This window comes from Prevotella disiens (assembly GCF_900454955.1).
Taxonomy (GTDB): domain Bacteria; phylum Bacteroidota; class Bacteroidia; order Bacteroidales; family Bacteroidaceae; genus Prevotella; species Prevotella disiens.
Genome location: NZ_UGTL01000001.1, coordinates 433,117 through 459,790, shown reverse-complemented (window position 1 = coordinate 459,790; position 26,674 = coordinate 433,117). Strand labels below are relative to the sequence as shown.

General features: G+C 40.2%; 19 protein-coding genes. 10 read left to right on the top strand and 9 right to left on the bottom strand.

Going from position 1 to position 26,674, the window contains the following annotated elements:
* Positions 1-174: 174 nt before the first annotated feature.
* From DYI03_RS01895 to DYI03_RS01870, 5 genes are all read right to left on the bottom strand, one after another.
* A complete protein-coding gene (locus DYI03_RS01895) occupies positions 175-1,035 on the bottom strand; it encodes an OmpA family protein (protein ID WP_004356564.1) in 861 nt (286 codons plus the stop codon).
* Positions 1,036-1,218: 183 nt separating this feature from the next.
* Positions 1,219-1,623 (bottom strand): hypothetical protein, encoded by a 405-nt coding sequence (locus DYI03_RS01890; RefSeq protein WP_004356544.1) that lies wholly within the window; start codon positions 1,621-1,623, stop codon positions 1,219-1,221.
* Positions 1,624-1,832: 209 nt separating this feature from the next.
* The gene (locus tag DYI03_RS01880) at positions 1,833-2,330 is read right to left on the bottom strand and encodes a thioredoxin family protein (protein WP_025064514.1); all 498 of its coding nucleotides are present in this window, start codon (positions 2,328-2,330) and stop codon (positions 1,833-1,835) included.
* Between the two features lie 113 nt (positions 2,331-2,443).
* A complete protein-coding gene (locus tag DYI03_RS01875) occupies positions 2,444-3,781 on the bottom strand; it encodes an SLC45 family MFS transporter (RefSeq protein ID WP_021670291.1) in 1,338 nt (445 codons plus the stop codon).
* 48 nt (positions 3,782-3,829) lie between these two features.
* Positions 3,830-4,855: a LacI family DNA-binding transcriptional regulator gene (locus DYI03_RS01870; protein ID WP_021670290.1), complete on the bottom strand. Its 1,026-nt coding sequence runs from the start codon at positions 4,853-4,855 to the stop codon at positions 3,830-3,832.
* A gap of 263 nt (positions 4,856-5,118) precedes the next feature.
* Here DYI03_RS01870 and DYI03_RS01865 point away from each other — a divergent pair, with 263 nt between their 5' ends.
* Genes DYI03_RS01865 through DYI03_RS01850 form a run of 4 tightly spaced genes read left to right on the top strand, consistent with a single transcriptional unit; the run spans position 5,119 to position 12,553 of the window.
* Complete coding sequence (locus DYI03_RS01865) at positions 5,119-8,217, top strand: SusC/RagA family TonB-linked outer membrane protein (RefSeq protein ID WP_021670289.1); 3,099 nt, start codon at positions 5,119-5,121, stop codon at positions 8,215-8,217.
* Between the two features lie 19 nt (positions 8,218-8,236).
* Entirely contained in the window at positions 8,237-9,868 is a 1,632-nt protein-coding gene (locus tag DYI03_RS01860) for a RagB/SusD family nutrient uptake outer membrane protein (RefSeq protein ID WP_021670288.1), read from the top strand.
* Between the two features lie 60 nt (positions 9,869-9,928).
* Positions 9,929-11,116 carry a SusF/SusE family outer membrane protein gene (locus DYI03_RS01855; RefSeq protein WP_004356557.1) on the top strand — a complete coding sequence of 396 codons (1,188 nt, stop codon included), beginning with the start codon at positions 9,929-9,931 and terminating at the stop codon, positions 11,114-11,116.
* 24 nt (positions 11,117-11,140) lie between these two features.
* Positions 11,141-12,553 (top strand): Outer membrane protein SusF domain-containing protein, encoded by a 1,413-nt coding sequence (locus tag DYI03_RS01850; RefSeq protein ID WP_021670287.1) that lies wholly within the window; start codon positions 11,141-11,143, stop codon positions 12,551-12,553.
* A 290-nt stretch (positions 12,554-12,843) separates the two neighbouring features.
* Here DYI03_RS01850 and DYI03_RS13375 read toward each other — a convergent pair whose 3' ends face one another.
* Positions 12,844-12,984 carry a hypothetical protein gene (locus DYI03_RS13375; RefSeq protein ID WP_157755955.1) on the bottom strand — a complete coding sequence of 47 codons (141 nt, stop codon included), beginning with the start codon at positions 12,982-12,984 and terminating at the stop codon, positions 12,844-12,846.
* 313 nt (positions 12,985-13,297) lie between these two features.
* Positions 13,298-15,328 (bottom strand): alpha-amylase family glycosyl hydrolase, encoded by a 2,031-nt coding sequence (locus DYI03_RS01845; RefSeq protein WP_025064578.1) that lies wholly within the window; start codon positions 15,326-15,328, stop codon positions 13,298-13,300.
* Positions 15,329-15,921: 593 nt separating this feature from the next.
* On the opposite strand from DYI03_RS01845, the gene DYI03_RS01840 reads away from it, so the two are divergent.
* From DYI03_RS01840 to DYI03_RS01830, 3 genes are all read left to right on the top strand, one after another.
* On the top strand, positions 15,922-16,431 hold the full coding sequence (locus DYI03_RS01840; protein ID WP_021669693.1) for an isoprenylcysteine carboxylmethyltransferase family protein: 510 nt from the start codon (positions 15,922-15,924) through the stop codon (positions 16,429-16,431).
* 114 nt (positions 16,432-16,545) lie between these two features.
* Positions 16,546-17,442 carry a leucine-rich repeat domain-containing protein gene (locus DYI03_RS01835; protein ID WP_021669694.1) on the top strand — a complete coding sequence of 299 codons (897 nt, stop codon included), beginning with the start codon at positions 16,546-16,548 and terminating at the stop codon, positions 17,440-17,442.
* Between the two features lie 193 nt (positions 17,443-17,635).
* The gene (locus DYI03_RS01830) at positions 17,636-18,070 is read left to right on the top strand and encodes a hypothetical protein (RefSeq protein WP_004356581.1); all 435 of its coding nucleotides are present in this window, start codon (positions 17,636-17,638) and stop codon (positions 18,068-18,070) included.
* 48 nt (positions 18,071-18,118) lie between these two features.
* Here the strand turns inward: DYI03_RS01830 and DYI03_RS01825 are convergent, their stop codons facing one another.
* Together DYI03_RS01825 and DYI03_RS01820 are read right to left on the bottom strand one after the other, a co-directional pair.
* Positions 18,119-18,901, bottom strand: coding sequence for a glycosyltransferase family 2 protein (locus DYI03_RS01825; protein ID WP_021669695.1), 783 nt, complete (start codon positions 18,899-18,901; stop codon positions 18,119-18,121).
* Positions 18,898-20,166 (bottom strand): glycosyltransferase family 4 protein, encoded by a 1,269-nt coding sequence (locus tag DYI03_RS01820; RefSeq protein WP_036870385.1) that lies wholly within the window; start codon positions 20,164-20,166, stop codon positions 18,898-18,900. Before DYI03_RS01820 ends, DYI03_RS01825 begins: the two co-directional genes overlap by 4 nt.
* Before the next feature lie 811 nt (positions 20,167-20,977).
* Here DYI03_RS01820 and DYI03_RS01815 point away from each other — a divergent pair.
* From DYI03_RS01815 to DYI03_RS01805, 3 genes are all read left to right on the top strand, one after another.
* The gene (locus tag DYI03_RS01815; RefSeq protein ID WP_021669698.1) at positions 20,978-22,099 is read left to right on the top strand and encodes a hypothetical protein; all 1,122 of its coding nucleotides are present in this window, start codon (positions 20,978-20,980) and stop codon (positions 22,097-22,099) included.
* A gap of 213 nt (positions 22,100-22,312) precedes the next feature.
* Positions 22,313-26,056 (top strand): phosphoribosylformylglycinamidine synthase, encoded by a 3,744-nt coding sequence (gene purL, locus DYI03_RS01810; RefSeq protein ID WP_036870387.1) that lies wholly within the window; start codon positions 22,313-22,315, stop codon positions 26,054-26,056.
* Positions 26,057-26,059: 3 nt separating this feature from the next.
* Entirely contained in the window at positions 26,060-26,674 is a 615-nt protein-coding gene (locus DYI03_RS01805) for a chromate transporter (RefSeq protein WP_021669701.1), read from the top strand.

The following is a 26,674-nucleotide window of genomic DNA, read 5'->3' as shown; positions in this document are numbered from 1 at the left end:
TTACGAATTAATTTTTAGTGCTTGCAAAGGTATTACGACTATATTACAAGCAAATTACAGCTATATTACGATTTGGTTACAATCGTTTAAGTGGGCGCAAAAAGTAACCTCCAACCGCTTTTTATTGCGATTGGAGGTTCACTTTTATCTATGTTTTAACTATTTTGCTATGCTTTATTTTGCATCTTCGGTTTCTGGTGCTTTACCAATAAGCTCCATGAATTGGTCGAGCTTAGGAGTAATGATAATTTGTGTACGGCGATTGCGTTGCTTTCCAAGTTCTGTGTCGTTGGTAGCAAGCGGATTGTATTCGCCACGACCACCAGCTGTCAAACGCTTAGGGTCTACACCGAAACGAGTTTGCAAGTATTGTACCACTGAAGAAGCACGCAAACAAGAGAGGTCCCAATTGTTTCTAATGTTCTTCATGCGTTCGCTTTGTGCATTAACAGGCACGTTGTCGGTGTTACCTTCAATGAGAACATCGTAATCGCTGTAGTCTGTAATGATTTTAGCAATCTTGCTCAATGTTTCTTCTGCACGGTCGCTGATTTCGTATGAGCCACTCTTGTAAAGCATATTGTCGGCTAACGAGATGTAAACCACGCCCTTCAACACTTGAACATCAACCTCTTTGAGTTCTTCTTTGCTAAGGCTACGAGTCAAATTATTAGAGAGAACCAAGTTGAGCGAGTCGCTCTTGCTCTTTACCTCTACCAAGTGGCGAATGTATTGATTGCTTTCGTTGATTTGGTCTACCAACTTTGAGATGTTGATATTGGTTGAATTTGTGTTTGATAAACTCTTATCCAAACTGCCTTGCAATGCTTGTGCGCTTGCTTTGGCTTGTGCCAATTGGTCTTCAAGGCTCTTAATGCGTGCATTGTTTGCAGCGATTGTTTCTTTAGCATTTTGGTATTCGCTATTCAAACGGCGGTTGTCGCTTTGACAATTCTCTAAATCTTTCTTGCTGGCACAACCTGAAATAAGGAATGCACCTGTAAGTAAGGCTACAATTAAAAGATTCTTTTTCATATCAATTGATTTTTTGGGTTATACTTATTGTTCTTGATTTTTATTTTTAGGTTTGCTTTTGTCGGACAAGGCGGACGAATCTGTCAGGTCAGACTTGGCTATATTTATGCAAAGATATGATTATGACGCAAGAAAACGATAAAAGTAAAAAAGCTTTATAGTATTTTAAGTGAGTTTAAGCATTTATTCTATGGGTTCTATCTTAGGTGTTTTCACGTCAGGGGTGGTTGTTGTGTTAGGTTGCGCCTCCTCTTTTGGTGTTGGTGGCGGTGTACTTGGCACAACGATAGGCTCTGGTTCGGGTACATTTTCTATGTTGATTTTTTCTGTTTCCGTTTCAACATAGTCCACCTTTTTGTTTTCTTTCACTTCAACATCTTTAGCTTCTTCTTTTGTCAGCACAGGTATTTTCGAAGTCGTATCAATACCAATTACCGCTCCCGACATATCTACTTCGTATTTACGAGGGGGCGCCATATCTCTTGTTGCCATCAAAATTGATAGCAAAATTGAGCCTCCGAAAAGCACAATTGCACAAACTGCAACAGGCTTTGTGTAGGTTGGTTTTTTGTTTCCTTGTGAACTCATAATTCGTTATTGCCTGACGAAAGCGTAAGCTATATCGTTTCCGTTGGTACAAAATTAAATAAAAGATTCAAAACCACCAAAGATTTATCAGAAAAGTGCCATTGCCTTATCTGCCACATTGTTGTTTTAAAATCAAAAGAGCCTATTTTGGAGTTCAAAATAGGCTCTTTTGCATCGCAAAACAATAGGTTTTGAATTTTATCCCTTTCTTATTTAGAATTTGGCGCACCTGCTACGGCTTTTGGAGTCCACGAGGTGAAGAATTTAAGCACTCTTTTTGTGTCGTAACCTTTGCCTTCTTCAAGATAGCCACTATCTTGAATGTGTATAACCTTACCATTTCCATCGAGTACCACCATTACAGGGAAACCAAAACGTTGTGGATTGCCCAAACGGCGCAACAGTTTTTCTGGCGAAACCGCTTTGTTACGTGGGTCATAATTGACGTGAATATACACAAAATTGTCGTCTATAATCTTCGCAATGGCTGTATCTTTCTTGATAAAGTCAGCAAAACGAAGACACCATGGACACCAATTGCCGCCTACTTGACAAACAACATACTTGTTGGTTTGCTTGGCTTTTGCCACAGCGCAGTCAATCTGAGTCATCGGGTCTATCTTTTCGTCATAAACCTTGGCTAACTGTGCATTGGCATTCAATGCGAATAGCACAGTCATCAAGAGTAATAAAATTTGTTTTTTCATTGTTGTATGTCTCTTTTTTATCATTCTTATAAATCAGAATACTATTTTATTCGAACAAATCATCGTTATTAGATGTCTGTTTGATATCGTTTCTACACTTTCATTAATAATGTTTATTGTCTGTCTACATCTTTAATGATTGAAACAGACAGCGCACCCAAGACAAGGGCTATGCCTGCAACAAACATCATGTGGCTTTGCACAGAACCAACGAGGCTCAAAATGACACCACCCAAGGCTGCGGCAATAATTTGTGGTATGCAAATCGTACCATTGAACAAACCAAGATAAGCCCCCATATGACCATAACCTTCGAGCGCATTGGTTACAAAGGTGAATGGCATGGCTAACATGGCTGCCCAAGCGCAACCGATGAGCAAGAATGGAATGAACATTACATATTGGTTGTGAACAAACACGGTCATGGCAAAACCAATGGCACCCAAAATAAGCGAAAGACTATAAGCCAATTTGCGGTTCTTGAATTGTGGAAGTATCATAGCCCATAGAACAGACCCGATAGCTTGAACGGCAAAAAGAATGCCTACCCAGTTGCCAGCCTCTTGATAGCCGAGCGTTGAAGTAGCATTATGGGCACTCATATCCACATTCCAGCAGTTGGCAGCCACAGTTCCGTTGGTATAAGTCCACATGTACATGAAAGCAAACCAAGAGAAAAATTGAACTAAACCCACTTTCCAGAAAGTAGCTGGCGCACCTTTCAACAAGTCAATCCAATTGGCTTTCGACTCGTTGTCGGTTTCCGTTAAGTTATGATATTCAGCATATTCCTTCGGAGGCATTTCCTTTACTTTCGCCGTTGTGTAGAGTACGCAGAGAATAAGAATGGCTGCGCCAATATAGAACGAATAGATAACCGAATCGGGAATGACGCCTTTTGGGGCTTCGTTGGCAATTCCAATGGCGGTAAAGAAGAATGGAAATACATAGCCCGCTAAGGAACCAGCATTACAAAGAAAACTTTGAATAGAATAAGCCAAAGCCTTTTGCTTCTCGTTCACCTCATCGCCCACCAACATTTTGAAAGGTTGCATAGCCATATTGATGCTCGTATCAAGGAACATTAAGGAGATTAAACCGAAGACCATAGCCGTAGAAACAGCCATTCCGAACGAACCTGCATTGGGCAAAAGACACATCACAAGTACTGCCACAGCTGCTCCTATAAATAAATAAGGTATGCGACGCCCGAAACGAGTCCATGTTTTATCAGACAAAGTACCGACAATCGGTTGCACAATGATACCCATTAATGGGGGCAAAATCCAAAAATAGCTTAAGCTATGAGGGTCGGCGCCGAGCGTTCCGAATATACGAGAAATGTTTGCACTCTGCAAAGCGTAAGCAATTTGTACCCCAAAGAAACCGAAACTTAGGTTCCATAGTTGCCAAAAGCTTTTGTCGGGGCGGGTTTTTAGTTCACTATTCATATCCAAATCTTTTTATTTGAGTTTTTATTATTCCTAAACATCTTGTTATCAACGTGTTGTACCACGCACAATTAACCTTGTTCTTACCACACGTTTCTCAATAGAATCGATAGGCAATGCACCTTCTACCTTATCCATAAGGATATTAGCCGCCTCTTCGCCCACTCTTATGCCACGTTGTTCAACGGTTGTCAGCATTGGGTCGCAGGCTATGGCACGTTCACCATTGGTAAATCCACAAATAGAAATATCCTCTGGCACACGCAATCCCATACCTTTGCACGAATAAAGTATTCCGATAGCAGTGTCATCGTTTACTGCAAAAAATGCATCAGGTGGATTGGGCAAGTCCATTAATTCTGGTGTAATCGCCTCAGCATCAGCTCTATTATCACACATACGAATGAGTTGGTCATCAGGTTGTAGCCCATGTTTCAACAAAGCATCACGATAGCCATTATAACGATTCTTGCCAATTTCCAAATTAAGCGACAATCCGTAGTAAGCAATGCGTCTACAACCTGTTTTAATAAGGTGAGTAACTGCTCCAAGCGCACCCATATAGTCGTCAATAACAACACGGCTTGCATTCACACCCATACTAACACGGTCGTAAAAAACTAAAGGAACATGCTGTTCAATAAGGAATTGAAAGTGAGAATACTTAACCGTATTCTTTGCTTGCGACACAATGATGCCACAAACTTTATTCTCATAAAACGATTTACATATTTCAACTTCTCGCTCATAGCGTTCATCACTCTGTGCAACCATAATCCGATAACCACGAGCAGAGGCTTCTTCTTCGATGCCAGCAAGAACGGAAGAAAAATAAAAGTGTGAAAATTTTGGAACAATGACACCAATAATTTTCAATGGTTGCACTTTACTTTTGCGCAAAGCCTCTGCAATGATGTTGGGAGTAAAGTTGTGTTCCCGAGCATAACGCTTTATCTCGTCCCTCTTTTCTGCCGAAATGCGAGGACTATCCTTTAAAGCACGAGAAACAGTAGCCACCGAAACACCAAGTTCGCGGGCTATATCTTTCATCGTTACATTTCCTCCATCTTTCATATTTCAATTGGTTTTTTATTCTTGTTTTTATGTTAGTTATGCAAAAATACACAATTTTACATTAACATTGACTCATGTCAAGATTTTCTTTCATCTTTATTGATGCAAACGATTGCATCTGTTAATTAACGTTTTAAGCATATAAAAATTGACTTTATAAAATATTAGGCCTAACTTTGCATCAATTAGTCTATAAAAGACTATTAACCAATATTTTTAAAGCAGAACAATTTACACAATATTAATAACTTATCAATAAAAAGATGAAGCAGGTAAAAAGAAAATTCCCCGTCAGGCTAATGACACTTATGTTAGGTCTTATCCTGTCTATTGGTGCCTTTGCACAGTCGACTATCAAAGGTCTTGTAAAAGATGCTACGGGTGAGCCAGTTATTAGTGCGTCAGTTCTCATTACAGGAACTTCCAATGGCGTACAGACTGACCTCGATGGTAACTTTGAACTCAATGTAAAACCAGGCACTTCGCTTACCATTTCTTATATCGGATATGTTAAGCAAGTAGTAAGCGCTGCTAACGGAATGGTTGTTACATTACAACCAGATGGTGCAATGCAGATGCAAGAAGTTGTTGTCATCGGTTACGGTGCAGTAAAGAAAAGCGACCTTACAGGTTCGGTGCTCGCTATGAAACCAGATGGTAAAAACAAAGGTTTAGTAGTAAACGCACAAGACATGATGCAAGGTAAAATGGCTGGTGTGAACGTTACGAGCGAAGGCGGTACCCCTGGTGGTGGCGCACAAATCCGTATTCGTGGTGGTTCTTCATTGAATGCTTCTAACAATCCGCTTATCGTGATTGACGGAGTTCCAATGGATAATACAGGCGTAAAGGGTATGGCAAACCCACTCTCTATGGTCAATCCACAGGATATTGAAAGCTTTAACGTCTTAAAAGACGCTTCTGCAACAGCTATTTACGGTTCACGCGGTTCTAATGGTGTTATCATCATCACCACAAAGAAAGGTCGTGCCAACCAACCTCTCTCTATTTCATACGCAGGAAGTGTAACAGCAAGTATGAAAAAGAAAACTATCGATGTAATGAATGGCGACCAATATCGCAAGTTTGTTACTGAATTATTTGGCGAAGGTAGCCCACAGGTTGCTGCATTGGGTAAAGCTAACACTGATTGGCAAAACGAAATTTACCGCACAGCATGGGGTCAAGACCACAATTTGACACTCACAGGCTCTTTCGGAAACGATGCTTTTTCTGTTCCTTACCGCATCTCTGGTGGTTATACAAACAACCAAGGTATTCTCAGAACTTCACAATTTGAACGTTATACAGCTGCTTTGAATTTGAGTCCTTCATTGTTTGACAAGCACTTGACCTTCAATTTAAATGCAAAAGGAATGTATGGGAAGAACCGTTTTGCCGATGGCGCAGCTATTGGCGCAGCCGTTTCATACGACCCAACACAAAGTATTTACGACAGAGAGTCGCCTGATGCAGCTAACTTTGGCTTCTATCACACATGGCGTGGAAATGGTTTAAATCCAGCAGACGACCCTACTTGGCCTTCAACATTCAACTCATTGGCAACCAAAAACCCAATGGCTATCTTGAATTTGAAGAACGACCGTTCACACAGTCGTGATATTATTCTTAATGGCGAAGTAGATTACAAGGTTCACGGATTTGAAGATTTACGCTTGCATGTAACTGCTGGTGCTGACATTGCAGAAGGTAAACAAAATACACACATTGAACCAACTTCTCCATTGGCATCATATTATGGTTACGATGGTTGGAGCAAGCAATTGAAGCGTAACCTTTTGTTCAACTCGTACGCTCAGTATTTCCATGATTTCAAGGATAAATACAACAATCATTTCGACATCATGGCAGGTTACGAATGGCAACATTTCTGGAGAAAAGAAACAAGTCGCTCGTTCCAATACTATCCTTCTACAAACGTTAAGGCTGGTCAAATCTACAAAGATGGTGGCAAGGATTACAACAAAGACGGTATAAAAGATGATTATCGTTACCTCACTGAAAACTATTTGGTATCTTTCTTCAGCCGTGCTAACTGGAGTTTAATGGATCGTTACTACCTCACAGCAACTGTGCGTGTTGATGGTACTTCACGTTTCGAGCAACACTGGGCTACATTCCCTTCATTTGCATTTGCATGGAAGGTGAAAGACGAAAATAAATTCCGCGATATTAAGTGGTTGAGCGACTTGAAACTTCGCTTAGGTTGGGGTATGACAGGTCAGCAAGAAGGTATTGGCGACTATAATTACTTCGATATTTACCAAACTGGTAGCGGTACAAATGGCTTCTATCCTATCCTTGGCGATGGTACAATTGTACGTCCACAAGCCGTTAATAAGGATTTAACTTGGGAAACCACTACCACATATAACATAGGATTGGATTGGGGTATCTTCAACCAACGCCTTACAGGTAGCTTGGATTGGTATTACCGCAAGACAACCGACCTTTTGAATACTGTTTATGTACCAGCTGGTTCTAACTTCCGTAATCAAGTTTCTTCTAATATCGGTTCTTTGAAGAATACAGGTGTTGAAGTTGCATTACATTGGAGAGCTATTGAAACAAAAGACTGGACATGGGTACTCGATTATAACTTCACTTACAACCAAAATGAAATTACCGACCTTACAGGAAATAGCAACTCTAATTACTTCATTCCTACTGGTGGTATCTCAGCAGGTATAGGTGGTAACGCTCAAGCACACGCTGTTGGTCACCCAGCATCTTCATTCTATGTTTACCAACAGATTTACGACAAAAATGGCAAGCCTATTGAAGGCGCTGTTGTAGATAGAAATGCAGACGGAAAAATCACAGAAGCCGACAAATACTTCTATAAGAGTCCTATGGCTCCTGTAATAATGGGATTGTCATCTCGTGTAGAATATAAGAATTGGGACTTCGGTTTCGCTCTCCGTGCAAACATTGGCAACTATGTTTTCAACGATATGATGGCAGGACAAAGCAATGTTTCTCGCTCAGGTATATGGGCTTCGTCAGGATTCCTTTCAAATCGTCCTGTAGCTTCTGTTGAAGACAATTGGCAAACAGGTCATACCACAGCAATTCTTTCTGACCGTTGGGTGCAAAACGCATCTTTCTTGAAATTGGATAACGTAACTTTGGGCTACAGTTTTACAGACCTTTTCAAGACAAATGGTTGGCACGGACTTAGTGGTCGCCTCTATGGTTCAGCATCTAACTTGCTTACACTTACTAAATATAAAGGCATTGACCCAGAAGTATATAATAGTTTTAACAAATCCTATGGTATTGACAACAATCCCTACCCTCGCCCAATGTCATTTATCTTTGGTTTGAACTTGAATTTCTAACTCTAATTTGACAATTAACATGAACAAATATATTAAAAGAATAGCTCCCGTAGCGGCATTGCTGCTTACCATGAGCGTAACGTCTTGCGTTGGCGACTTAGATGTAACTCCTATCGACCCTAACTTGCAGACGGAAATCAACCCAGACCACTTGCTTAACAAATGTTATGCAAACTTTGGCTTGGCAGGTAATGGTGGTCCTGACGGCGATTGCGATATTGACGGACTCGATGGAGGTACAACAGGTTTCGTACGCCAATTGTTTAACTCAAACGACCTTACTACTGACGAGGCGATTTGCAATTGGACACAGGACGAAGGTATTACAGAATTCAACTTCAACAACTACGGTGCTTCTCACCCAATGTTGAAAGGATTCTACTATCGCTTGTATTTTGGTGTAACCATTTGTAACCAATATCTTACTAACTTTGGCGATTTGGATAAACAAAAGTCAGCAGAAGTGCGCTTCATTCGTGCTTTGGACTACTATTATCTAATGGACGCTTTTGGAAATATTCCATTTACAGAAGCTGTTTCGGCTCAAGCTGCTCCTCAATATTCTCGCAAACAAATTTACGATTACATTGAAAAAGAACTTTTGGCAATTGAACCAGACCTCATGCCAGCAAAAGCTAAGACATCAGCCGACCCTAATTATGGTCGTGTAGATAAGGCTGCTGCATGGTTGTTGCTCTCTCGCCTTTACTTGAATGCCGAAGTTTACACTGGCACTCCACAATGGCAAAAGGCAGCTGATTATGCTAAGAAAGTTATTGATTCACCTTACAAACTTTATAAAGGTGAAACAAAGAATGGTTGGACTGCTTACCAACAACTCTTTATGGGCGATAATGGTGAAAATGGCTCTTCTGTAGAAGCTATCTTCCCTATTCTCCAAGACGGAAAGACAACTGCTTCTTATGGCACATCAGTATTCTTAATCAATGCTTGCTACGATAAAACAGCAAGCGTAAACAAGAATGGCAAGATAGGCGGCAATCTTTACGACAATGCAAACTGGGCTGGTGTTCGCGCTCGCAAGAACCTCATTGATAAGTTCTTCCCTGTAAGTGCTCCACAAGTAACAGGTGCTGCGATGCCTGCTGAGGCTGGCGACGACCGTGCTTTGTTCGATGGTGTTGGCAGAGAGGTTAGCGCTCCAGAGTCTAAGGATATTTCTGTATTCACTAAGGGTTACGCAGTAGTGAAGTTCAATAACTTCCACTCTGACAACTCTTCTGCTCACGACCTCCGTTTTGCTGATACTGATTTCTTTTTGTTCCGTGCTGCTGAAGCTTATCTTACATACGCAGAAGCAACTGCGCGTTTGAATGGAAACCAAACAACTGCTGAAGGTACTGATTATATTAATCAATTGCACCTCCGCGCTCACGCAAAAGCAAGAACCAATGGTGCCTACACACTCGACGATATTTTGAATGAATGGAGTAAAGAATTCTACTTCGAAGGTCGTCGTCGTGTTGATTTGATTCGTTTCAATAAGTTTGGTGGTAATGTAAATTACAACTGGGCATGGAAAGGTGGCGACCCTAATGGTCGTAACTTTGCAAAGACACGCAACGTATTTGCTATTCCAACCAGCGACTTGACAGTGAACCAAAACTTAACTCAGAACCCTGGTTATTAAGATTTTAAAGGTTGAGGGGACTTATCCCCTCGCCTTCAACAACGTTAAAACATAACTATTATGACAAAGATATTTAAATTTGCCTTGCTGCTTCTCTTTTCTGTAACCTTGTTTACAGCTTGCAGCGATGACAATTCTGAGAACCCAGTGATAACGACACCAACAACGTTTCACTTGAATACACCTGCGCTTGCCGCTAATGGTGTTTATGATTTGGCTAATTCTAAAAGCGTTCAGCTTACTTGTACACAGCCTAACTATGGTTTCCCAGCCGTAACAAAGTACACTGTTATGGTGGGTACCAAGGCAGACATGTCTGACGAGAAGGCGATGTCTACCACCTTTACAACTGCAAAGATGGACGTAGACGCAGCGGAATTGGCAAATGTACTTACCGAATTATTTGTTAAGCAAGGCTATGATGAGAAACAATTTCCTCTTGATGTTCCTGTTTATATTCGTCTTGTAGCAGTTCAAACCACTGCCGATAGTAGAATGATTGAAGGAACTCAGATTACTTCCAACATCATTACTTTGAACAAAGTTCACCTTTTGTATACGCTCCCACCCGTAGAACTTCCTAAGAACCTCTACATTACGGGTAATTTCAACAAATGGTCATGGGATACAGCGTTGCAAATGATACCTTTACACAGCGCTCCAAATACATTCTGGCATCTTGTTTACATTGGTGGTCAAGGCAATGATGCTGGTATTAAATTCAATACTGAGAAGACATGGAGCAACAATGCTGCCGCAGGCTACGACCAAATCAAGATTAATCCTGCCAGTGAAAAGGGTGCTGATATTATCAATGCAAATGGTAACATTGCCTCTTCAAAACCAGGTTGGTACTTGATGATTGTTGAATGCGTGGTAGAAGGTCGCGATGTTAAGTATAATGTAACCTTCAATGCCCCTAAAGTTTATCTCCAAGGTCTTGCTACCGCTTCAGGTAAATGGGATTTGGTAGACGAAAACCTCTTCGAAGTTCCAGCAACTGCTGATGGTGAATTTATTTCTCCTGCTCTTTCACATGCTGTTTCGGGTGGTCCTAAAGACAGCGACCCAGGTGTACGCATTTGTGTTAAGGTTTTTGATGCAGATTGGTGGAAATCTGAATTCATCGTTTACAATGGTAAGATTGCTTACCGTGGTGCAGGTGGCGACCAAACTCCTCGTGTTGCAGGTGCAGTAGGTCAGAAAGTTCACTTGAACTTCACAACTGAAACTGGTGAAATCAAATAATAACAACTTCTCACATTTAAGTTTATGAAAAAAATATCATTATATATTACACTCGCAATTGTAAGCCTCGTCTTCGGGGCTTGCAGCGATGGCTATGAGCCTTGGGGAAATCCACAGGCTTATGAAGAGGAAAGTCCTATCACTATTCCTGGTCTTAAAGCTTTGGAAGTGCCTGCACAAGACTTAGCAACCGTAGGTACTGATGTACCAGTGTTCACGCTTTCAAGCAAGGAAGCACCTGAAGGATTTGAGTTGAAGAATGCTCGTGTGGAACTTCTTCCTAACGATATTAACCTTGATGGGGTTACTCCTACTATTATCGAAACTTCACTTGACGGTAAAGCAGCTACTGCCGCAATTCAAGAGGCTTTCATTAAATACTATGGCAAGCGTCCTGTAGCCCATCGTTTCAACGCTCACGTAGTTGTAAACGCAGTGAAAGACGGACAAGCAATACTGATTGACGCAGGCAATATCATGTACACCGTAACACCAAATTCACCATTCATTGACGAGGCTTATTACCTCATTGGCGATATGACAGGTTGGAATAAGGAAGGTGCTATCAAGTTTATACACAGCAACAAGGACGTTTACGAAGACCCAGTATTCTCTGTATTCGTAACAACTACTGCCGCTAACCAAACTTGGAAGATTACTACTGAAACCAACTACAAGGGAGAACTCCTTGCAACAGGTAAAACGGGTGTATTAGGCACTACAAAGGAAGGCGACACAAGTATGGAAGGTAAACTCACAACAGAAGGTGCTGGTGCTGGTAAGCTCGCTGAAGCAGGTAAATATCGCATCACTATCAATATGATGACCTATACTTATAAGGTTGAAAAACTCAACTTTACCGAGTACCTTTGGATGGCTGGCAATGCAAATGGTTGGACACATAACGACATCAACGTACTCCATGGACCAGCATTCGATGGTAAATACACTGGTTACATGTATTTGGACAACAAGGGCTTTAAGTTCTCTGAACAAAAAGGCTGGGCATCAAGCGTACCAAATGGTAAAGACTACGGCGAAAACTTCTCTACTGACGGTGGAGCAGGAAACATTATGATGACTGAAGCAGACGGATTCTATAAAGTAGAAGTTGATTTGGGAGCACTTTCTTACAAGCTCACTCCTATCAAGACTATCGGAATCATTGGCGACGCTACTGTGAATGGTTGGAATGGCGATATTGCAATGACTTACGACAATGCAACTCGTGCTTGGACGGCTCAACACGTTGTATTGAAAGCTGGCAGTATCAAGTTCCGCGCTAACGCTGCATGGGACATCAGTTGGGGTGGCACAGATTTGAACAAGCTCACAACGCAAAATGGTGCTAACATCAATGTTACAGCAGGTACATACACTGTTAAATTGACTCCATCATACGATGGTAACACAAAAGTTGAATTGATAGCAGAATAAAATCTGCCAACAACACAATACAAAGGGAACGCTTCCAACGAGGCGTTCCTTTTTTTTGTTGTATAAAGACTGCGGAAAAGGCTCAATTTCGTTAAGCCAAACGAACTATATAAATGAGCAAAGCGAAATTTAAACATGGTCATGACGAGAAGTATAACCTTTCGAGCAATGATACTTTGTAGGGGCGTGATTTATCACGTTCCTCTCCGCAAATTTTAGTGTATTAGGAACGTGATAAATCACGCCCTTACAAAGTATCATAACTTGCCAGAAAGCAGCTATTTTGCACTCTAAAAGAGAACGATTTCGTTAAGCCAAACGAAACGTGCGAATGAGCGCAGCGAAATTCGTACACGTTCGTGGCGAGAAATCGCACTTTTTATAAGAACGATTTCGTTAAGCCAAACGAAACGTGCGAATAATTCTGCCAAGAACAATAATAGCTTTTTAAAAAAACATGCTAACAAAAAAGCAATGTAAGCATGGAAAAAGGAAAACGGAGAAGGAAAATAGATAGACTATGAAGGCAATGCTGCTTCAGGCATTGCAGACGTAAAGGTAGAAAAGGAAGCAAACGCACCAATCTACAATCTATCGGGACAACTCGTAGGAAAGAACTACAAAGGAGTAGTAATCCAAGGCGGAAAGAAAAAGATTCAGAAATAAACAAAATTCATATATAAACACAAGGGGGCATAGCCGAAAGCTATGCCCCCTTTATTGTTAGGCAAAGAAACATTTAGTTTACTTTACGATTATCTTCTTTCCTTTGTGTATGTAAATACCTGCTTGCGTTGGTTTAGCAATGCTTTGTCCAAAAAGCGTGTAATAATAAGGGTCGTTGTTTGCAGGGTGCTCAATCTTTACATTGTCTATTCCTGATGGGATAGTCTTCACATCCACCTTATAATTTTTATCTTCCTTATCTGCTAAGATACTTATGAAGCTCGTTTCCTTTATATCTTTAATATCAACTGTTTGCGGTGTACCTGTTCCAACACTGAAAACAAAGTTTACTGCATCGGTAGTATTTGTTATTTCAAACGATTTTACAAACCATTTTTTGCCGTTTACTGTTTCGGTTGTCGTTACTGCATCGCCTGGCCAAGAACCTTTTGCTGTTGCATGGGTGCCGCCCCAGAACCAATAATTGATAGTAGGTGCATTGGCTGTCATCTTTGCGCTGTCCCATAGTGCATCTGCATCGTCTGCATTGACGTAAACTTTAATATCGTAGGGTTTGAAATCAATGATGTTGTAATTGCGTGTAATGATGTTTTTCACTACTCCATCGACCAATAAGCCCACTTTAAGAACCATTGTGCCGACTGGAACAGTGATTTGCTGCCCATTGGTAGCCTTTGCACTGTTGGCAGTAGGGTCGCTTCCGTCAGTGGTATAAACGATTTGTGCGTTTGTCTTGTCAGTAACCGAAGTTAAGGTAACCTTTTGTTCGCCGTCATAGTTGCCACTTGCATGACTTGCCCAAACCAAATCGGAATTACTCTTCTCTACATAGTAAGCCCAATGATAACCGCCTGTGAGTTTTTCCCAACGTGGCGACTGTACATAAGTCTTTGCTGGTCCTAACACGGTAAGCATTTGTTTGCCATTGCTGCCTGTTGTGGTGAAAGCATAGTAATCAGAAGCATTGACACCATATCTTGCGTATGCGCTTTGGTTGGTAATTCCCATGAGTTTGCGCACTGAAATCATGTTTTTAATGTCGCTTTTATAGGCTTGATAGTGCTTCAAGAAGACGCATGGAGTGCCAGGCATGGCCATGATGTAAGCGTTGGCAGCCAATGTGTCTTTGTAGATTGGGTCTGGATAAGCGTTGCTGTTACGCTTTTCGGTATCATGATTTTCTACAAACGTAACGGCATAGCGTGCCCATGCAGGGTCTTTTGCGAAGCCACTTCCGTCAAAAGCAGCCCAATTACCATTGTTTACCGCATCGCGCACCGTGTAACGAATTGGGAAATCGAAAGCCGCAGAAGTAGGAACACCATTGCTTTTGGTTGATTCTACCCAATTTTTCACCTTTGTGAAGTCGCCGTCCCAATACTCGCCAACCGAAAATTCAGGTTTCGCATCGTTGTTATAAAGGGCGGTATAAGAACCATTATATCCCTTTACCATATCGTAGCGAAAGCCAATGTAGCCAAATTTTTCTTTCAACATGTGAAGATAAGCCTTCACAGTGTTTTGAACGTTGAGGCTTGTATGGTCTAAATCACGCATACCAGGCCAATCGTCGCCAGTGTCTACATTGTCGCCCAATTGTAAACCTTGCTTTGTTGCTTCAGCGGATGCTGCCCAGTTATCATCGTTCTTTGCTACATCGCGCGAAGTCATCGTGTAGGTTACGTTGTTGTAGGTTTCAGTTGGGAAATCGAACCAATTTGTATTCGTAGCACGATGATTTATAACCACGTCAGCAATCGTACCGATTCCATTGTTCTTGAACGTTTTAATCATGCTAATGAGTTCAGCTTCAGAACCGAACGAACTATTGTAGTTACTGAACCAATAGTAGTCGTCGTAACCCATAGAAGTGAGGTTGCGCGCCTGCGCACTCTGTGGAATCCATACGAGGTCGAAGATACCAGAGAATTCTTTTGCTTGCGATTCAAGATTTGTCCATTTTGTGTCCTGAAAAGAATCCCAATAGAATCCTTGTAACATGACACCGCCATAATTAGCTTTCCAGCCTTGCGCAAATAAAGTTAGCGTAAGCAAAAAGGCGGAACATAGTGTAGAAATACGTTTCATAATTTTTAGTTGTTTGTTAAACCTAAAGTTATATCCTTTCGCAAAGATACAATTTTCTCCCATTAAAACCTCACAGCGATAGTGAATGCGTTGAAAATAGATTGCAAACGATTGCATTATCGACCGATAAATTCAGTCAGTTAGACAAGTAAAAAAATAAAAGAGCCTGTTTTGCACCTCAAAATAGGCACTTTTGAATGGCAAAACCGCCTATTTTGAAATTTAAAGTAGTCAGGAATGTTTGCGCAGTTTTTTGTTCTTAATAAAAAGTGCAAAATAGCTGCTTTCTGGCAAGTTATGATACTTTGTAGGGGCGTGATTTATCACGTTCCTAACACCCAATTTTACTGAGAGGAACGTGATAAATCACGCCCCTACAAAGTATCATTGCTCGAAAGGTTCTATTTCTCGCCACGAACGTGTACGAATTTTGCTGCGCTCATTCGCACGTTTCGTTTGGCTTAACGAAATCGTTGTAAAGTAAATATGTTTTAAAAAATATCTTAAAAGTTGGTTCTTTCTTAATCTTTTTTTCTTATCTTTGCAGCCATTTTTGAACAGTTTTAAGGATAAACAAACCAACTTATTTAAATATGAACGAAATTTTTATGATTATTGGGGCATTCTTTTGCTTGCGATTAACCACGCTTTTCTTTTCCATTCGTAACGAAAAACGCATCAAGGGACTTGGGGCTGTGGAGTATGGACACGGCAATTCTGCTTTATTAACCTTGGCACACATAGCTTATTATGCTGCGGCTATCTATGAATGTTACGCTTCGGCTGCGATGTTTGATAACGTTTCTATGGCTGGCGTGGGCGTTATGGCTTTTGCTTATGTTGTTTTGTTCTACGTTATTTATAAACTGCGCGATATTTGGACGGTGAAACTCTATATTTTAAAGAATCAACGCATTGACCGTAGCTTCTTGTTCCGCAATGTGCGCCACCCCAATTATTTCTTAAACATCATTCCAGAACTCATCGGTACAGCCTTGCTTTGCCATGCTTGGTACACACTCTGCATTGGTTTACCGATATATCTCGTTCCACTCTTCGTGCGTATTCGTCAAGAAGAACAGGCTATGAAGGGAATGATTTAAAAAGATACAAGCCAAAATTAGAAAATACAATATTTTTGATAATACATATCTACAAATTGAGTCGGTACTTCAATAGTACCAAAAATTAAACTATTTACAATTAAAACTTATTTTATGAAGAAATTATTTTTACTCCTTGCGTTCATGACCCTTTCACTCACACAAGGCATGGCTGAAAACGTAATCAAATTAACCACCGCTTTAAAGGCTGGTAACAAAATTTGTTTTAGTGTCAATGGCGAGAATGTGACAGTAGAAGGAGCCGACGAAGGAAGTCCAAATGAATACACTGTTAAGAATCAAACCATTACGATTAAAGGGAAAGTTTTCGTTTTAAATTGTTATGGAGCCGAACTTACAGCCCTTGATTTATCACATTGCACTACGCTAACAACTCTCCGTTGCCAAGATAACAAATTGACATCTCTGGATTTATCTAAGAATACAAAAATCCAGACTATAGATTGTTCAAAAAATAAATTGAATAGTTTGTCTAATTTGTCTACCAATACTGAATTAAGTACATTATATTGCTGGGGCAATGAATTAACAACCCTTGATTTGTCTAAAAATAACAAATTAGCAGATTTACATTGCAGCTCTAACAAATTAAAAGACCTTAAACTCCCTGCTAATGTAGCAAAGATGAATAACCTTGATTTCGGTAACAACAATCTTTCAGGAACTGTAATTGATAATATCATTAATTCGCTCCCTGTATTAGATGCGTATAGGGATTTTACTTGCTACTATGTTGGAGCAACAGAAAATAATGTTATAACAAAAAAACAAGTAGAAGCTGCTAAAAAGAAAAATTGGATTGCTCAGTCTTTTGACCCCAAAACTATAGAAAGGAAAGATTATGAAGGTGCAATTGATGCAAGCATCAATGGTGTTTCAGTGGGTATCAACGATGAAAACGCACCAACCTATAATCTCTCTGGTCAGAAAGTAGGCAAAGATTACAAAGGCGTAGTAATTAAGAATGGTAAAAAGTTCATACAAAAGTAAGAACTTCCATACAAGAATAGATAAAAAGCCCTGAAAGAAAAACTTTCGGGGCTTTTCTTTGAATAAAGTTAGTTCGTAAAAAGACGTTATAGATTATTAAATGTGCGGTCGCAAATTTCAAAATTGAAGAGGTTTGCATTATCTTTGCACCCATTGACAATAGAATAATAACCCCACAAAAGTATTGAAAGTTATGGAAAAAAGATTAATCGGTTATTTGTTTTTTATATTTTCTGCATTGGGCTTTTGCACAAACTTGCAGGCTCAAAGCAAAACCAATGCTGTGCTGGACTATCCTAAGCCCATAAAACATGTGAAAGAGAAGGTAACAGTGCCTAAAGTGATTGATAAGAAATGTGCAAAATGCGACACTTGTAGAAAGGATTCATCTGAAAAAAAGATTCAAAAAGGTTTGAATACCATTGGTGAAGGCATGGGAGAATTTATGCAACGTGAATCGAAAGCTATCAATAAAATAACCAAGAATGTAGAAAAAGGTGGTAAAAAATTCTTTAAAAAGCTCTCTGAAGCAGGCAACAAATTGGGCGAAGGAATTGGGAAAACACTCAATAACGTAAGTGATGCAATATCAAACCATCAAATTAAAAATAAGAAGAAAGAAGAATAAAGATAAAGACGAAGTCTTCAGACTACTCAAACCTGTCCAAAGACGCTGTTATTTCTTCAAAAACTTTCTTATAACAAACCAAATGTGCTTGCCAATCGTTGGTAACACACCATAATGGTGGCACATTACGTTGAAACGCTCACAGAGTGAAGCACGATGATGCTTGGTTGTTTGCCCTTCTTCCATATAAAGGGCAACCACAGCGTGAACATTTCGCAGCAACAAACCTTGTTTTTCTCCTTCTTTCATCACCTTTATGCACCAATCAACATCAGCCGAATAGCGATAATGTAAGTCGTAAGGAATCTTTCTTGCTATGTCCAATCGGGCGTAAAATGCTTGATGACAAACCAACATACCATCACTAAAAGAACGCCATGTAAGGGATTCTGGTAGTTGTAAACGTCTGTGATAAAGGAATTTTCCTTCGCTATCAACAATATCAGTATCGCCAAATATCACAACGGGCAGGTCTTCTCCGTCGCCAACTTCGGCAGTCAATGCTACTTTTTCCAATGTATCAGCCTCTGGAAAGCGGTCGCCAGCATTGAGAAACACCACATAATCGCCTTTGGAACGCACCAATCCTTTGTTCATTGCATCGTAAAGTCCACGGTCAGGCTCACTTTTAATATGAACTTTATGCCCATTTTCAGCATTGTCCGACAGTTCTTTGTAGGCTTCAGCAATGATGACAGTGTTATCTTTCGATGCGCCATCAACGATGATATGCTCAATGTTGGGAAACGTTTGCGACAGAACACTATCTAAAGTGGGCTGCAAAACTGCTGCTGCATTGTAAGTTATGGTTACTACTGAGAATGTTATCATAGCGCGTAATGGGTATTAGAAAGTGCTTTTTCGTACACTTCAATATAGCGTTCTGCCACACTTTTTTGCGAATAACATGCTTGAACTTTCTCTACTGCCGCCCCCGAAAGTTTTTGATAGTCGGCTTCTTCCAACACCCAATGTATGCCCGAAGCCAAATCGGTTGCGTCTTGCGAGGCTGCAACATATCCATTTACGGTATGTTCTATCATCTCTGGAATGCCGCCAACGCTAAAGCCAACACAAGGAATGCCACAAGCTAAAGCCTCCATTATGGTGTTTGGCAGATTATCTTCCAACGAAGGAAGCACAAAAACATCAGATGCGCTATATACTAATCTTATTTTTTGGGGGTCATTAACATAGCCCAATGAATTTACCTTCAATGCCAATTTCCCTACCAATTCCTCGGCATGACCACCTAAAATAGCTATTTCTGTCGTATTTTTCATTTCTGGATATTGTTCCGACAGTTTGCTTATGGCTTCAACAAAGTATTCCATACCCTTTCGTTTGTCGGTAACTCGTTGTGAAACAAACAGAATTATGCGTTTATCGGTAGGTAAATTCAATTGCTTTTTAGCCTCTATTTTGTCGTTTGGACAGAAAAAAGAAGAGTCGATTGGGTTCGGAATGCTTGTAATAGATTGGTCAGTGATGAGTCCACTCTCACGTGCTTGTCCTGCCAACCATTCGCTACATGCCACAAACGATAAGTTTTTACCTTTATACATATTCTCCTTCCGCTTATAAATGCGTGCTGAAAGGTCGTTCTTCGTCTTTGGTAATAGTGGACAATTGCCACAACCCATCTTAAAACCATCGCAACCATGCGCATAATGGCAGATTGACGAAGCTGGCCAAAGGTCGTGCATGGTCCATACAACAGGCTTTCCCGAACGTAATATCTTTCGAATATTCCCCAAAGACAACATTCCCTGATTCACCCAAGAGAGATGTATCACGTCAGCCGCCTTAAAAGCCTCCATTTTCGTTATATCGGTACCTGCATTGGCTATATCAATAGCAAAAAGATTGTTCTTTTTAAAGTGTAAATGCCAAAATATGCACCAACGTTCCCATAATAAATTCCAATGCGTACGCCACCCTTTCTTGATGGTTATCACATCTTTATCGTCGGTTTGCCTATCGCGTACCAACATTTTTGCGGTTACACCGTTGTTGTTCAAAGCATCTTTGAGTCGGTTTGCTGCAACTGCTGCCCCGCCTGTTAATTCGCTTGTATTTACAATTAGTACTTGCATCATTTTACAATTGACTCACAAAGATACAAGTTTTCAGGGAAATAACTCCATAAAAAACTAAAAATCATTTTTAGTCTTAGGAAAAACAACTTTCGAAACGCCTGCTGTGTCCGAAAACAACCTACATTCTTCTTACGGTTTGATATATATCAAGAAATAGTAAATTTATAGCATTATCCACCAAAAATATTTGTGTAGTTTCCAAAAATCGCCTACTTTTGCACCATCAAAAGGTTAATAGATTGTTTAGGTTAGTAGTAATAGATTTAGGTTTTTAGTTAGTTAGAAGGTAAAAGTTTAACAGATTATATCAGAGATAACAAAGAAACCGTGAGGCTTCTTCTCATAATAGATTTAGATAAATGGTTAAACAAAAATAACGCTGAAGCTCGTTGAGAGTTTTGGCGTTTTTTTATGCACAAAAGGAGTTGTTTTGGCGAGCAAAGAACGCGAATCTTCAACCAGATTTCCCTCATCATTATTCAATGCCGATTGTTCCGTTTTTCAAAAGAGCCTATTTTGAAGCTCAAAATAGGCTCTTTTGACATGAAAAACAATAGGTTTCAAAAATGCTGTGCCCTCCATCGCCACATAAAACATATCTATCCATAAGCTTTTTTCTTATATATATAATGTGCAAATTCATTTTAACTCAACTCTATCACAATCAATAATATCAAAATTTCATTTTTTCAACTTTTTTGCTTGAAATTATTTTATTTTTTATTTCTTTTTTATTATATTTGCAGCATACAATAACTTATCAAGTGATATAACTTGATATTAAACAAAAACTTAAAACAATTTTATTATGAAAAAATTATTACTCCTTGCTATTACAGCAATTCTCGGAATTAGTGCATACGCACAAAATGCCCCTATTACAGAGCAACCTAAAGGTACTCTCACAACTTATGCTCGTTCAGGAAAGGCTTTTGTAGTAAATAGTAAAACTAACGAAATCCAAGACGTGCCTCAAGAAGGACAAGCCCTTAACATCGTAACCGAAGCAGATGGTAAGACCGTATGGGTGCAAGACCCAGTTGCTCTTACAGGCGCAGGAACATGGGTAAAAGGTGAAAAAACAAATAACACTATCACTGTAAAAAGTGGTCAATTAGTCTTAGTTCTCAATGGTAAAGAAGGACCAATTTCTATATACGCAGGCATGCTACAAAACGATAATGGAAATTATACTTTGGGTGGTGATATCACTTATACTATTGCAGGCGATAACATTACATTGAATGGAACAAATGAAGATTTGTCAAGCATATTAGGTCTTTATATCGAAAATAAAGGAAACGCTATATTTATTGGCTATGGTGAAGTTGGTTCTACTTATGCCAAGTTTACAAAAAAGCCTGTTGCCATTCCAGAAGATATAAAACTTGATGAATATACATTAACAGCTGCAAATGCAAAAAAAGAGTTTAACGACAAAATGGCTATCGGTAAAAAAGGTAACGATATCTATTTCAAAGGTCTTTTAGCAGGTTTCAACGATGGTGCCATCAAAGGTACATTTGATGAAAAGACAAATATTGCAACATTCGATGCAAAACAATTTATGGGTATTCACGAAGGCTATTTTATTTACTTATTGGGTAGCAACGATGGAAATACAGAAACAGATAAAATTCAATTCCAATATGACCCTGCAGCTAAGGAATACAAAGCTATTACTAAATTCCTCGTATTTAATTGCGGTGAAACAGCATTTAATGGCTTTACTTACTACACAACGTGTACATTGAAAAATGACCCAGCAGGTATTGAAACAGCAACAGCTGAAACAGCTAAGCAAATCGCTTCTGAAAAGTATTTCGACCTCTCTGGTCGTGAAATCTCTAAGCCTGCAAATGGTGTTTCTATCAAGAAAGTAACATTCACAGACGGTTCAACAAAGGCAGTAAAGTTCATCGGTAAATAATAATTATCGAAACTAAATATATTCGCCATAGGAAGGGTTCTCCTTTCTATGGTGTTTTTTATATATCACAATTGCAAAGGAATTGAAAAAAAAAAGCCTTTTCTTTGTTCTTTCCTCGAATTGATGTACCTTTGCATATAGAAAATTCATCATGGGGGAATGTTTCTCATAATATTCAATCCCCAACTTAAATTCCTTATACAGAGCAACAAAATGATTCTATTTTTCTTAGCAACCGCAGACACAGTCATTGCAACCGAGATTGACCATTGTCCTAACAAAGACGAAGTCAAGAAGTTAAGCTGGCTATATGGAAACGCAAAAGTATTAGACGACAAAGAATTGTCAGGCTACTACTTAGGTCCACGCCGCGAAATGATTACTCCATGGAGTACAAATGCCGTTGAGATAACACAGAATATGGGTCTTAGCGGCATTTTGCGTATAGAAGAATACTTCCCTATGCAGTCAATGGACGCTAATCCAGACAGAATGATATTCAGAAATTACGACGGATTAGACCAAAATATATTCAAAGTGGATTTGCAACCAGCAGCCATAAAGGTTGTAAACGACTTGGATAAATTCAACGAAGAGGAAGGATTAGCACTGTCGCTCGAAGAAATAGAATATTTAAAGAAGGTAGCAAAGCAAAACAACCGCTCATTAACCGACTCGGAGGTATTCGGTTTTGCACAAATCAACTCGGAACACTGCCGCCACAAAATCTTTGGTGGTGAGTTTGTGATTGACGGAAAGGTTATGGAAAGTAGTCTTTTCAACCTTATTAAAAAGACAACAAAGGAAAATCCTGGTAAGATTCTGTCTGCTTATAAAGACAATGTAGCGTTCGCTGAAGGTCCTGAGATAGAACAATTTGCTCCAAAAAATCAAAGTACATCAGACTTTTTCCGTGTTAAAAACATCGAAAGTGTCATATCTTTAAAGGCTGAAACCCACAATTTCCCTACTACTGTAGAACCTTTTAATGGAGCTGCAACGGGAACAGGAGGCGAAATTCGCGACCGTATGGGTGGCGGCGTAGGCTCATGGCCGATTGCAGGAACCGCTGTTTACATGACTGCTTACCCACGTTTGCGCGATAATAATGGTAAACAACCTTTGTTGCGTGATTGGGAAGAAATCCTCCCAGTGCGCCAATGGCTCTACCAAACACCTGAACAAATCCTCACAAAGGCATCAAATGGTGCAAGTGATTTCGGAAATAAGTTCGGGCAACCACTCATTGCGGGTTCTGTTTTGACATTTGAACATCAAGAAAATGGTGAAAAATATGCTTACGATAAGGTTATAATGTTAGCTGGTGGCGTAGGATATGGTGCAAAACGCGACTGCTTAAAGAAAGAACCACAACCAGGAAATAAAGTAGTGGTAGTAGGGGGCGACAACTATCGCATTGGACTTGGAGGTGGTTCTGTATCATCAGTAGACACGGGACGTTATTCAAATGGCATCGAATTAAATGCCATTCAACGTGCTAACCCTGAAATGCAAAAGCGTGCTTACAATCTTGTGCGCGCTTTAGTAGAAGAAGATGAAAACCCTGTTGTGTCTATCCACGACCATGGTTCAGCAGGTCACTTGAATTGTTTGAGTGAGTTAGTAGAAGAATGTGGCGGTAAAATCGATATGGCAGAATTGCCTATTGGCGATAAAACATTGAGCGCAAAGGAAATTATTGCCAACGAGTCGCAAGAACGCATGGGCTTGCTTATTAACGAAAAGCATTTAGACCATGTGCGCAATATTGCTGAACGTGAGCGTGCGCCAATGTACGTTGTAGGCGAAACAACGGGCGATGCGCATTTTTCATTTGAACAAAAAGACGGCGTAAGACCGTTCGATTTAGATGTTGCACAGATGTTTGGTCATTCTCCAAAGACTATCATGAATGACGAAACTGTGGAACGCAAGTATGAAAACGTGTCATACGACCTTCAAAATATAGACGATTACGTTACACGCGTACTCAAATTAGAGGCAGTTGCTTGTAAAGATTGGTTAACGAACAAGGTAGACCGCTCGGTAACAGGTCGTGTAGCACGCCAACAATGCCAAGGAAAATTACAGTTACCACTAAGCGATTGTGGTGTAGTAGCATTGGATTATCGTGGCTATAAAGGTATTGCTACGGCTTTGGGGCATGCTCCACAAGCTGGATTAGCATCACCAGAAGCTGGTTCAGTGCTTTCGGTTGCCGAATCATTGACCAATATTGTGTGGGCTCCATTGGCTGACGGAATGGATAGTATCAGTCTTTCTGCTAACTGGATGTGGCCCTGCCGTGCGCAAAAGGGAGAAGATGCACGACTTTATAGTGCTGTAAAATCCTTGTCAGACTTCTGTTGTGCCATTGGTGTGAACGTTCCAACGGGTAAAGATTCGTTGTCATTGACACAACAATACCCTAACGGAGAGAAAATTGTTTCACCAGGAACTGTCATCGTTTCAAGTGGAGCAGAGGTAAGTAATGTGCGCCAAGTGGTTTCACCAGTATTGGTAAACGACAAAAATACACGTCTTTATCATATCGACTTTAGCTTTGATGAACAACGTTTAGGCGGTTCTGCCTTTGCACAGAGTTTAGGCAAGGTTGGTTCTGACGTACCTACCATAAAAGAACCACGCTATTTTTGCGACTGTTTCGATGCCATTCAAGAGATGATTCGCAATGGTTGGATACTTGCAGGTCATGATATTTCAGCTGGTGGTATGATAACAACCTTGTTAGAAATGGCTTTTGCCAACACCGAAGGAGGCTTGAATATCAATTTGCACGACATCAATGGCGATGACACAATGCGTAAATTGTTTGCTGAAAACCCAGGTGTTATCATTCAAGTTGCCGATGAGCACAACGAAGAAGTGAAGGCTTTCTTGGAAGAAAACTGCATTGGTTTTGCGCGCATTGGCTATCCTAACACAAAGAATCGCACGCTTACAATTACTGACGGAGCGTGGAAACACGAGTTCGACATTGATAAAATGCGTGATGCTTGGTATGAAACTTCTTATTTGTTTGAACGCAAACAAGCTGCCAATGGTATGGCTGAGAAGCGTTATAACCACTATAAGAGTCAACCAATCGAAATGAAATTCAATACCGACTTCACTGGAAAATTGGCACAATATGGTTTAAATCCAAACCGTTGGAAGGACAATACGCCTATCACGCATAAGAGTCCAAAGGCAGCTATTATAAGAGAAAAAGGAACAAACGGTGAGCGTGAAATGGCTTACAGTCTCTATCTTGCTGGATTTGAGGTGAAAGATGTAACCATGACCGACTTGATTACGGGACGTGAGAACCTTGAAGAAGTAAATATGATTGTCTTCTGTGGCGGTTTCTCTAATTCTGATGTGTTGGGTTCGGCTAAAGGCTGGGCAGGAGCTTTCCTTTACAACGAAAAAGCAAAGCAAGCACTCGATAATTTCTATGCTCGTGAGGACACACTTTCGCTCGGTATTTGCAATGGTTGCCAATTAATGGTGGAATTAAACCTCATCAATCCAGAGCATAAAAACCGCACTCGCTTGGTTCATAACGACAGTCATAAGTTTGAAAGTGCTTTCTTGAGTTTGAGTATCCCTGAGAACAAGAGCGTAATGTTAGGTTCACTCAGCGGCAATAAACTCGGAATTTGGGTGGCACATGGCGAAGGAAAGTTTATGTTGCCTGAGCCTGAAGACCATTACAACGTAATAGCAAAATACAATTATGCCCAATATCCTGGCAATCCGAATGGTTCTAACTACAATGTGGCAGGTATCTGCTCGGCAGACGGACGACATTTGGCAATGATGCCTCACTTGGAGCGTGCTATTTTCCCATGGCAACAAGCATGGTATCCACAAGATAGACGTTCTGAAGAGGTTACACCATGGATTGAAGCATTTGTAAATGCTCGCAAATGGGTAGAGGAACGAATAAAATAATAGATGATAGATAATAAAAAAGATAGATTAAACAACGCAAGTCCGACTTCTTCTGCATCAAAGAAGGAGTTCGGACTTGATGTTTATTGGAACGCTTTCAAAATATTTTTTAAGATTGGCGCTTTCACTTTGGGTGGAGGTTACGCCATGATACCCATTATTGAGAGTGAAGTTGTAGACAAACAAAAGTGGATTTCGAAGGAACAATTCCTCGACCTCATTGCTGTTGCGCAAAGTTGTCCAGGGGTTTTTGCTGTGAATATTAGCATTTTCATAGGCTACAAGTTGCGCAAAACACCAGGGGCATTGTGTTGTTCTTTGGGAGCGGTGCTACCTTCGTTCCTCATCATTCTGATGATAGCCCTTTTTTTCCACCAATTCATGGATATAAAATGGGTGGAAGCCATGTTTAGGGGCATTCGTCCTGCGGTTGTAGCATTGATAGCAGTACCAACATTTAACCTCGCCAAGAATGCAAAAATCAATTTTTCGAACTGCTGGATACCCATTGCAACGGCTATATTGATAGCTTATATGGGCGTAAATCCTATCTACGTTCTCATTGCGGCAGGCTTAGGCGGCTACGTTTACGGAAAATATATTGCACCAACAGAATAG

Excerpts from the sequence above, each read along its gene's own strand:
- DYI03_RS01895 (WP_004356564.1), bottom strand. The coding sequence starts at position 1,035 with ATGAAAAAGAATCTTTTAATTGTAGCCTTACTTACAGGTGCATTCCTT.
- DYI03_RS01890 (WP_004356544.1), bottom strand. The coding sequence starts at position 1,623 with ATGAGTTCACAAGGAAACAAAAAACCAACCTACACAAAGCCTGTTGCA.
- DYI03_RS01880 (WP_025064514.1), bottom strand. The coding sequence starts at position 2,330 with ATGAAAAAACAAATTTTATTACTCTTGATGACTGTGCTATTCGCATTG.
- DYI03_RS01875 (WP_021670291.1), bottom strand. The coding sequence starts at position 3,781 with ATGAATAGTGAACTAAAAACCCGCCCCGACAAAAGCTTTTGGCAACTA.
- DYI03_RS01870 (WP_021670290.1), bottom strand. The coding sequence starts at position 4,855 with ATGAAAGATGGAGGAAATGTAACGATGAAAGATATAGCCCGCGAACTT.
- DYI03_RS01865 (WP_021670289.1), top strand. The coding sequence starts at position 5,119 with ATGAAGCAGGTAAAAAGAAAATTCCCCGTCAGGCTAATGACACTTATG.
- DYI03_RS01860 (WP_021670288.1), top strand. The coding sequence starts at position 8,237 with ATGAACAAATATATTAAAAGAATAGCTCCCGTAGCGGCATTGCTGCTT.
- DYI03_RS01855 (WP_004356557.1), top strand. The coding sequence starts at position 9,929 with ATGACAAAGATATTTAAATTTGCCTTGCTGCTTCTCTTTTCTGTAACC.
- DYI03_RS01850 (WP_021670287.1), top strand. The coding sequence starts at position 11,141 with ATGAAAAAAATATCATTATATATTACACTCGCAATTGTAAGCCTCGTC.
- DYI03_RS01845 (WP_025064578.1), bottom strand. The coding sequence starts at position 15,328 with ATGAAACGTATTTCTACACTATGTTCCGCCTTTTTGCTTACGCTAACT.
- DYI03_RS01840 (WP_021669693.1), top strand. The coding sequence starts at position 15,922 with ATGAACGAAATTTTTATGATTATTGGGGCATTCTTTTGCTTGCGATTA.
- DYI03_RS01835 (WP_021669694.1), top strand. The coding sequence starts at position 16,546 with ATGAAGAAATTATTTTTACTCCTTGCGTTCATGACCCTTTCACTCACA.
- DYI03_RS01830 (WP_004356581.1), top strand. The coding sequence starts at position 17,636 with ATGGAAAAAAGATTAATCGGTTATTTGTTTTTTATATTTTCTGCATTG.
- DYI03_RS01825 (WP_021669695.1), bottom strand. The coding sequence starts at position 18,901 with ATGATAACATTCTCAGTAGTAACCATAACTTACAATGCAGCAGCAGTT.
- DYI03_RS01820 (WP_036870385.1), bottom strand. The coding sequence starts at position 20,166 with ATGCAAGTACTAATTGTAAATACAAGCGAATTAACAGGCGGGGCAGCA.
- DYI03_RS01815 (WP_021669698.1), top strand. The coding sequence starts at position 20,978 with ATGAAAAAATTATTACTCCTTGCTATTACAGCAATTCTCGGAATTAGT.
- purL (WP_036870387.1), top strand. The coding sequence starts at position 22,313 with ATGATTCTATTTTTCTTAGCAACCGCAGACACAGTCATTGCAACCGAG.
- DYI03_RS01805 (WP_021669701.1), top strand. The coding sequence starts at position 26,060 with ATGATAGATAATAAAAAAGATAGATTAAACAACGCAAGTCCGACTTCT.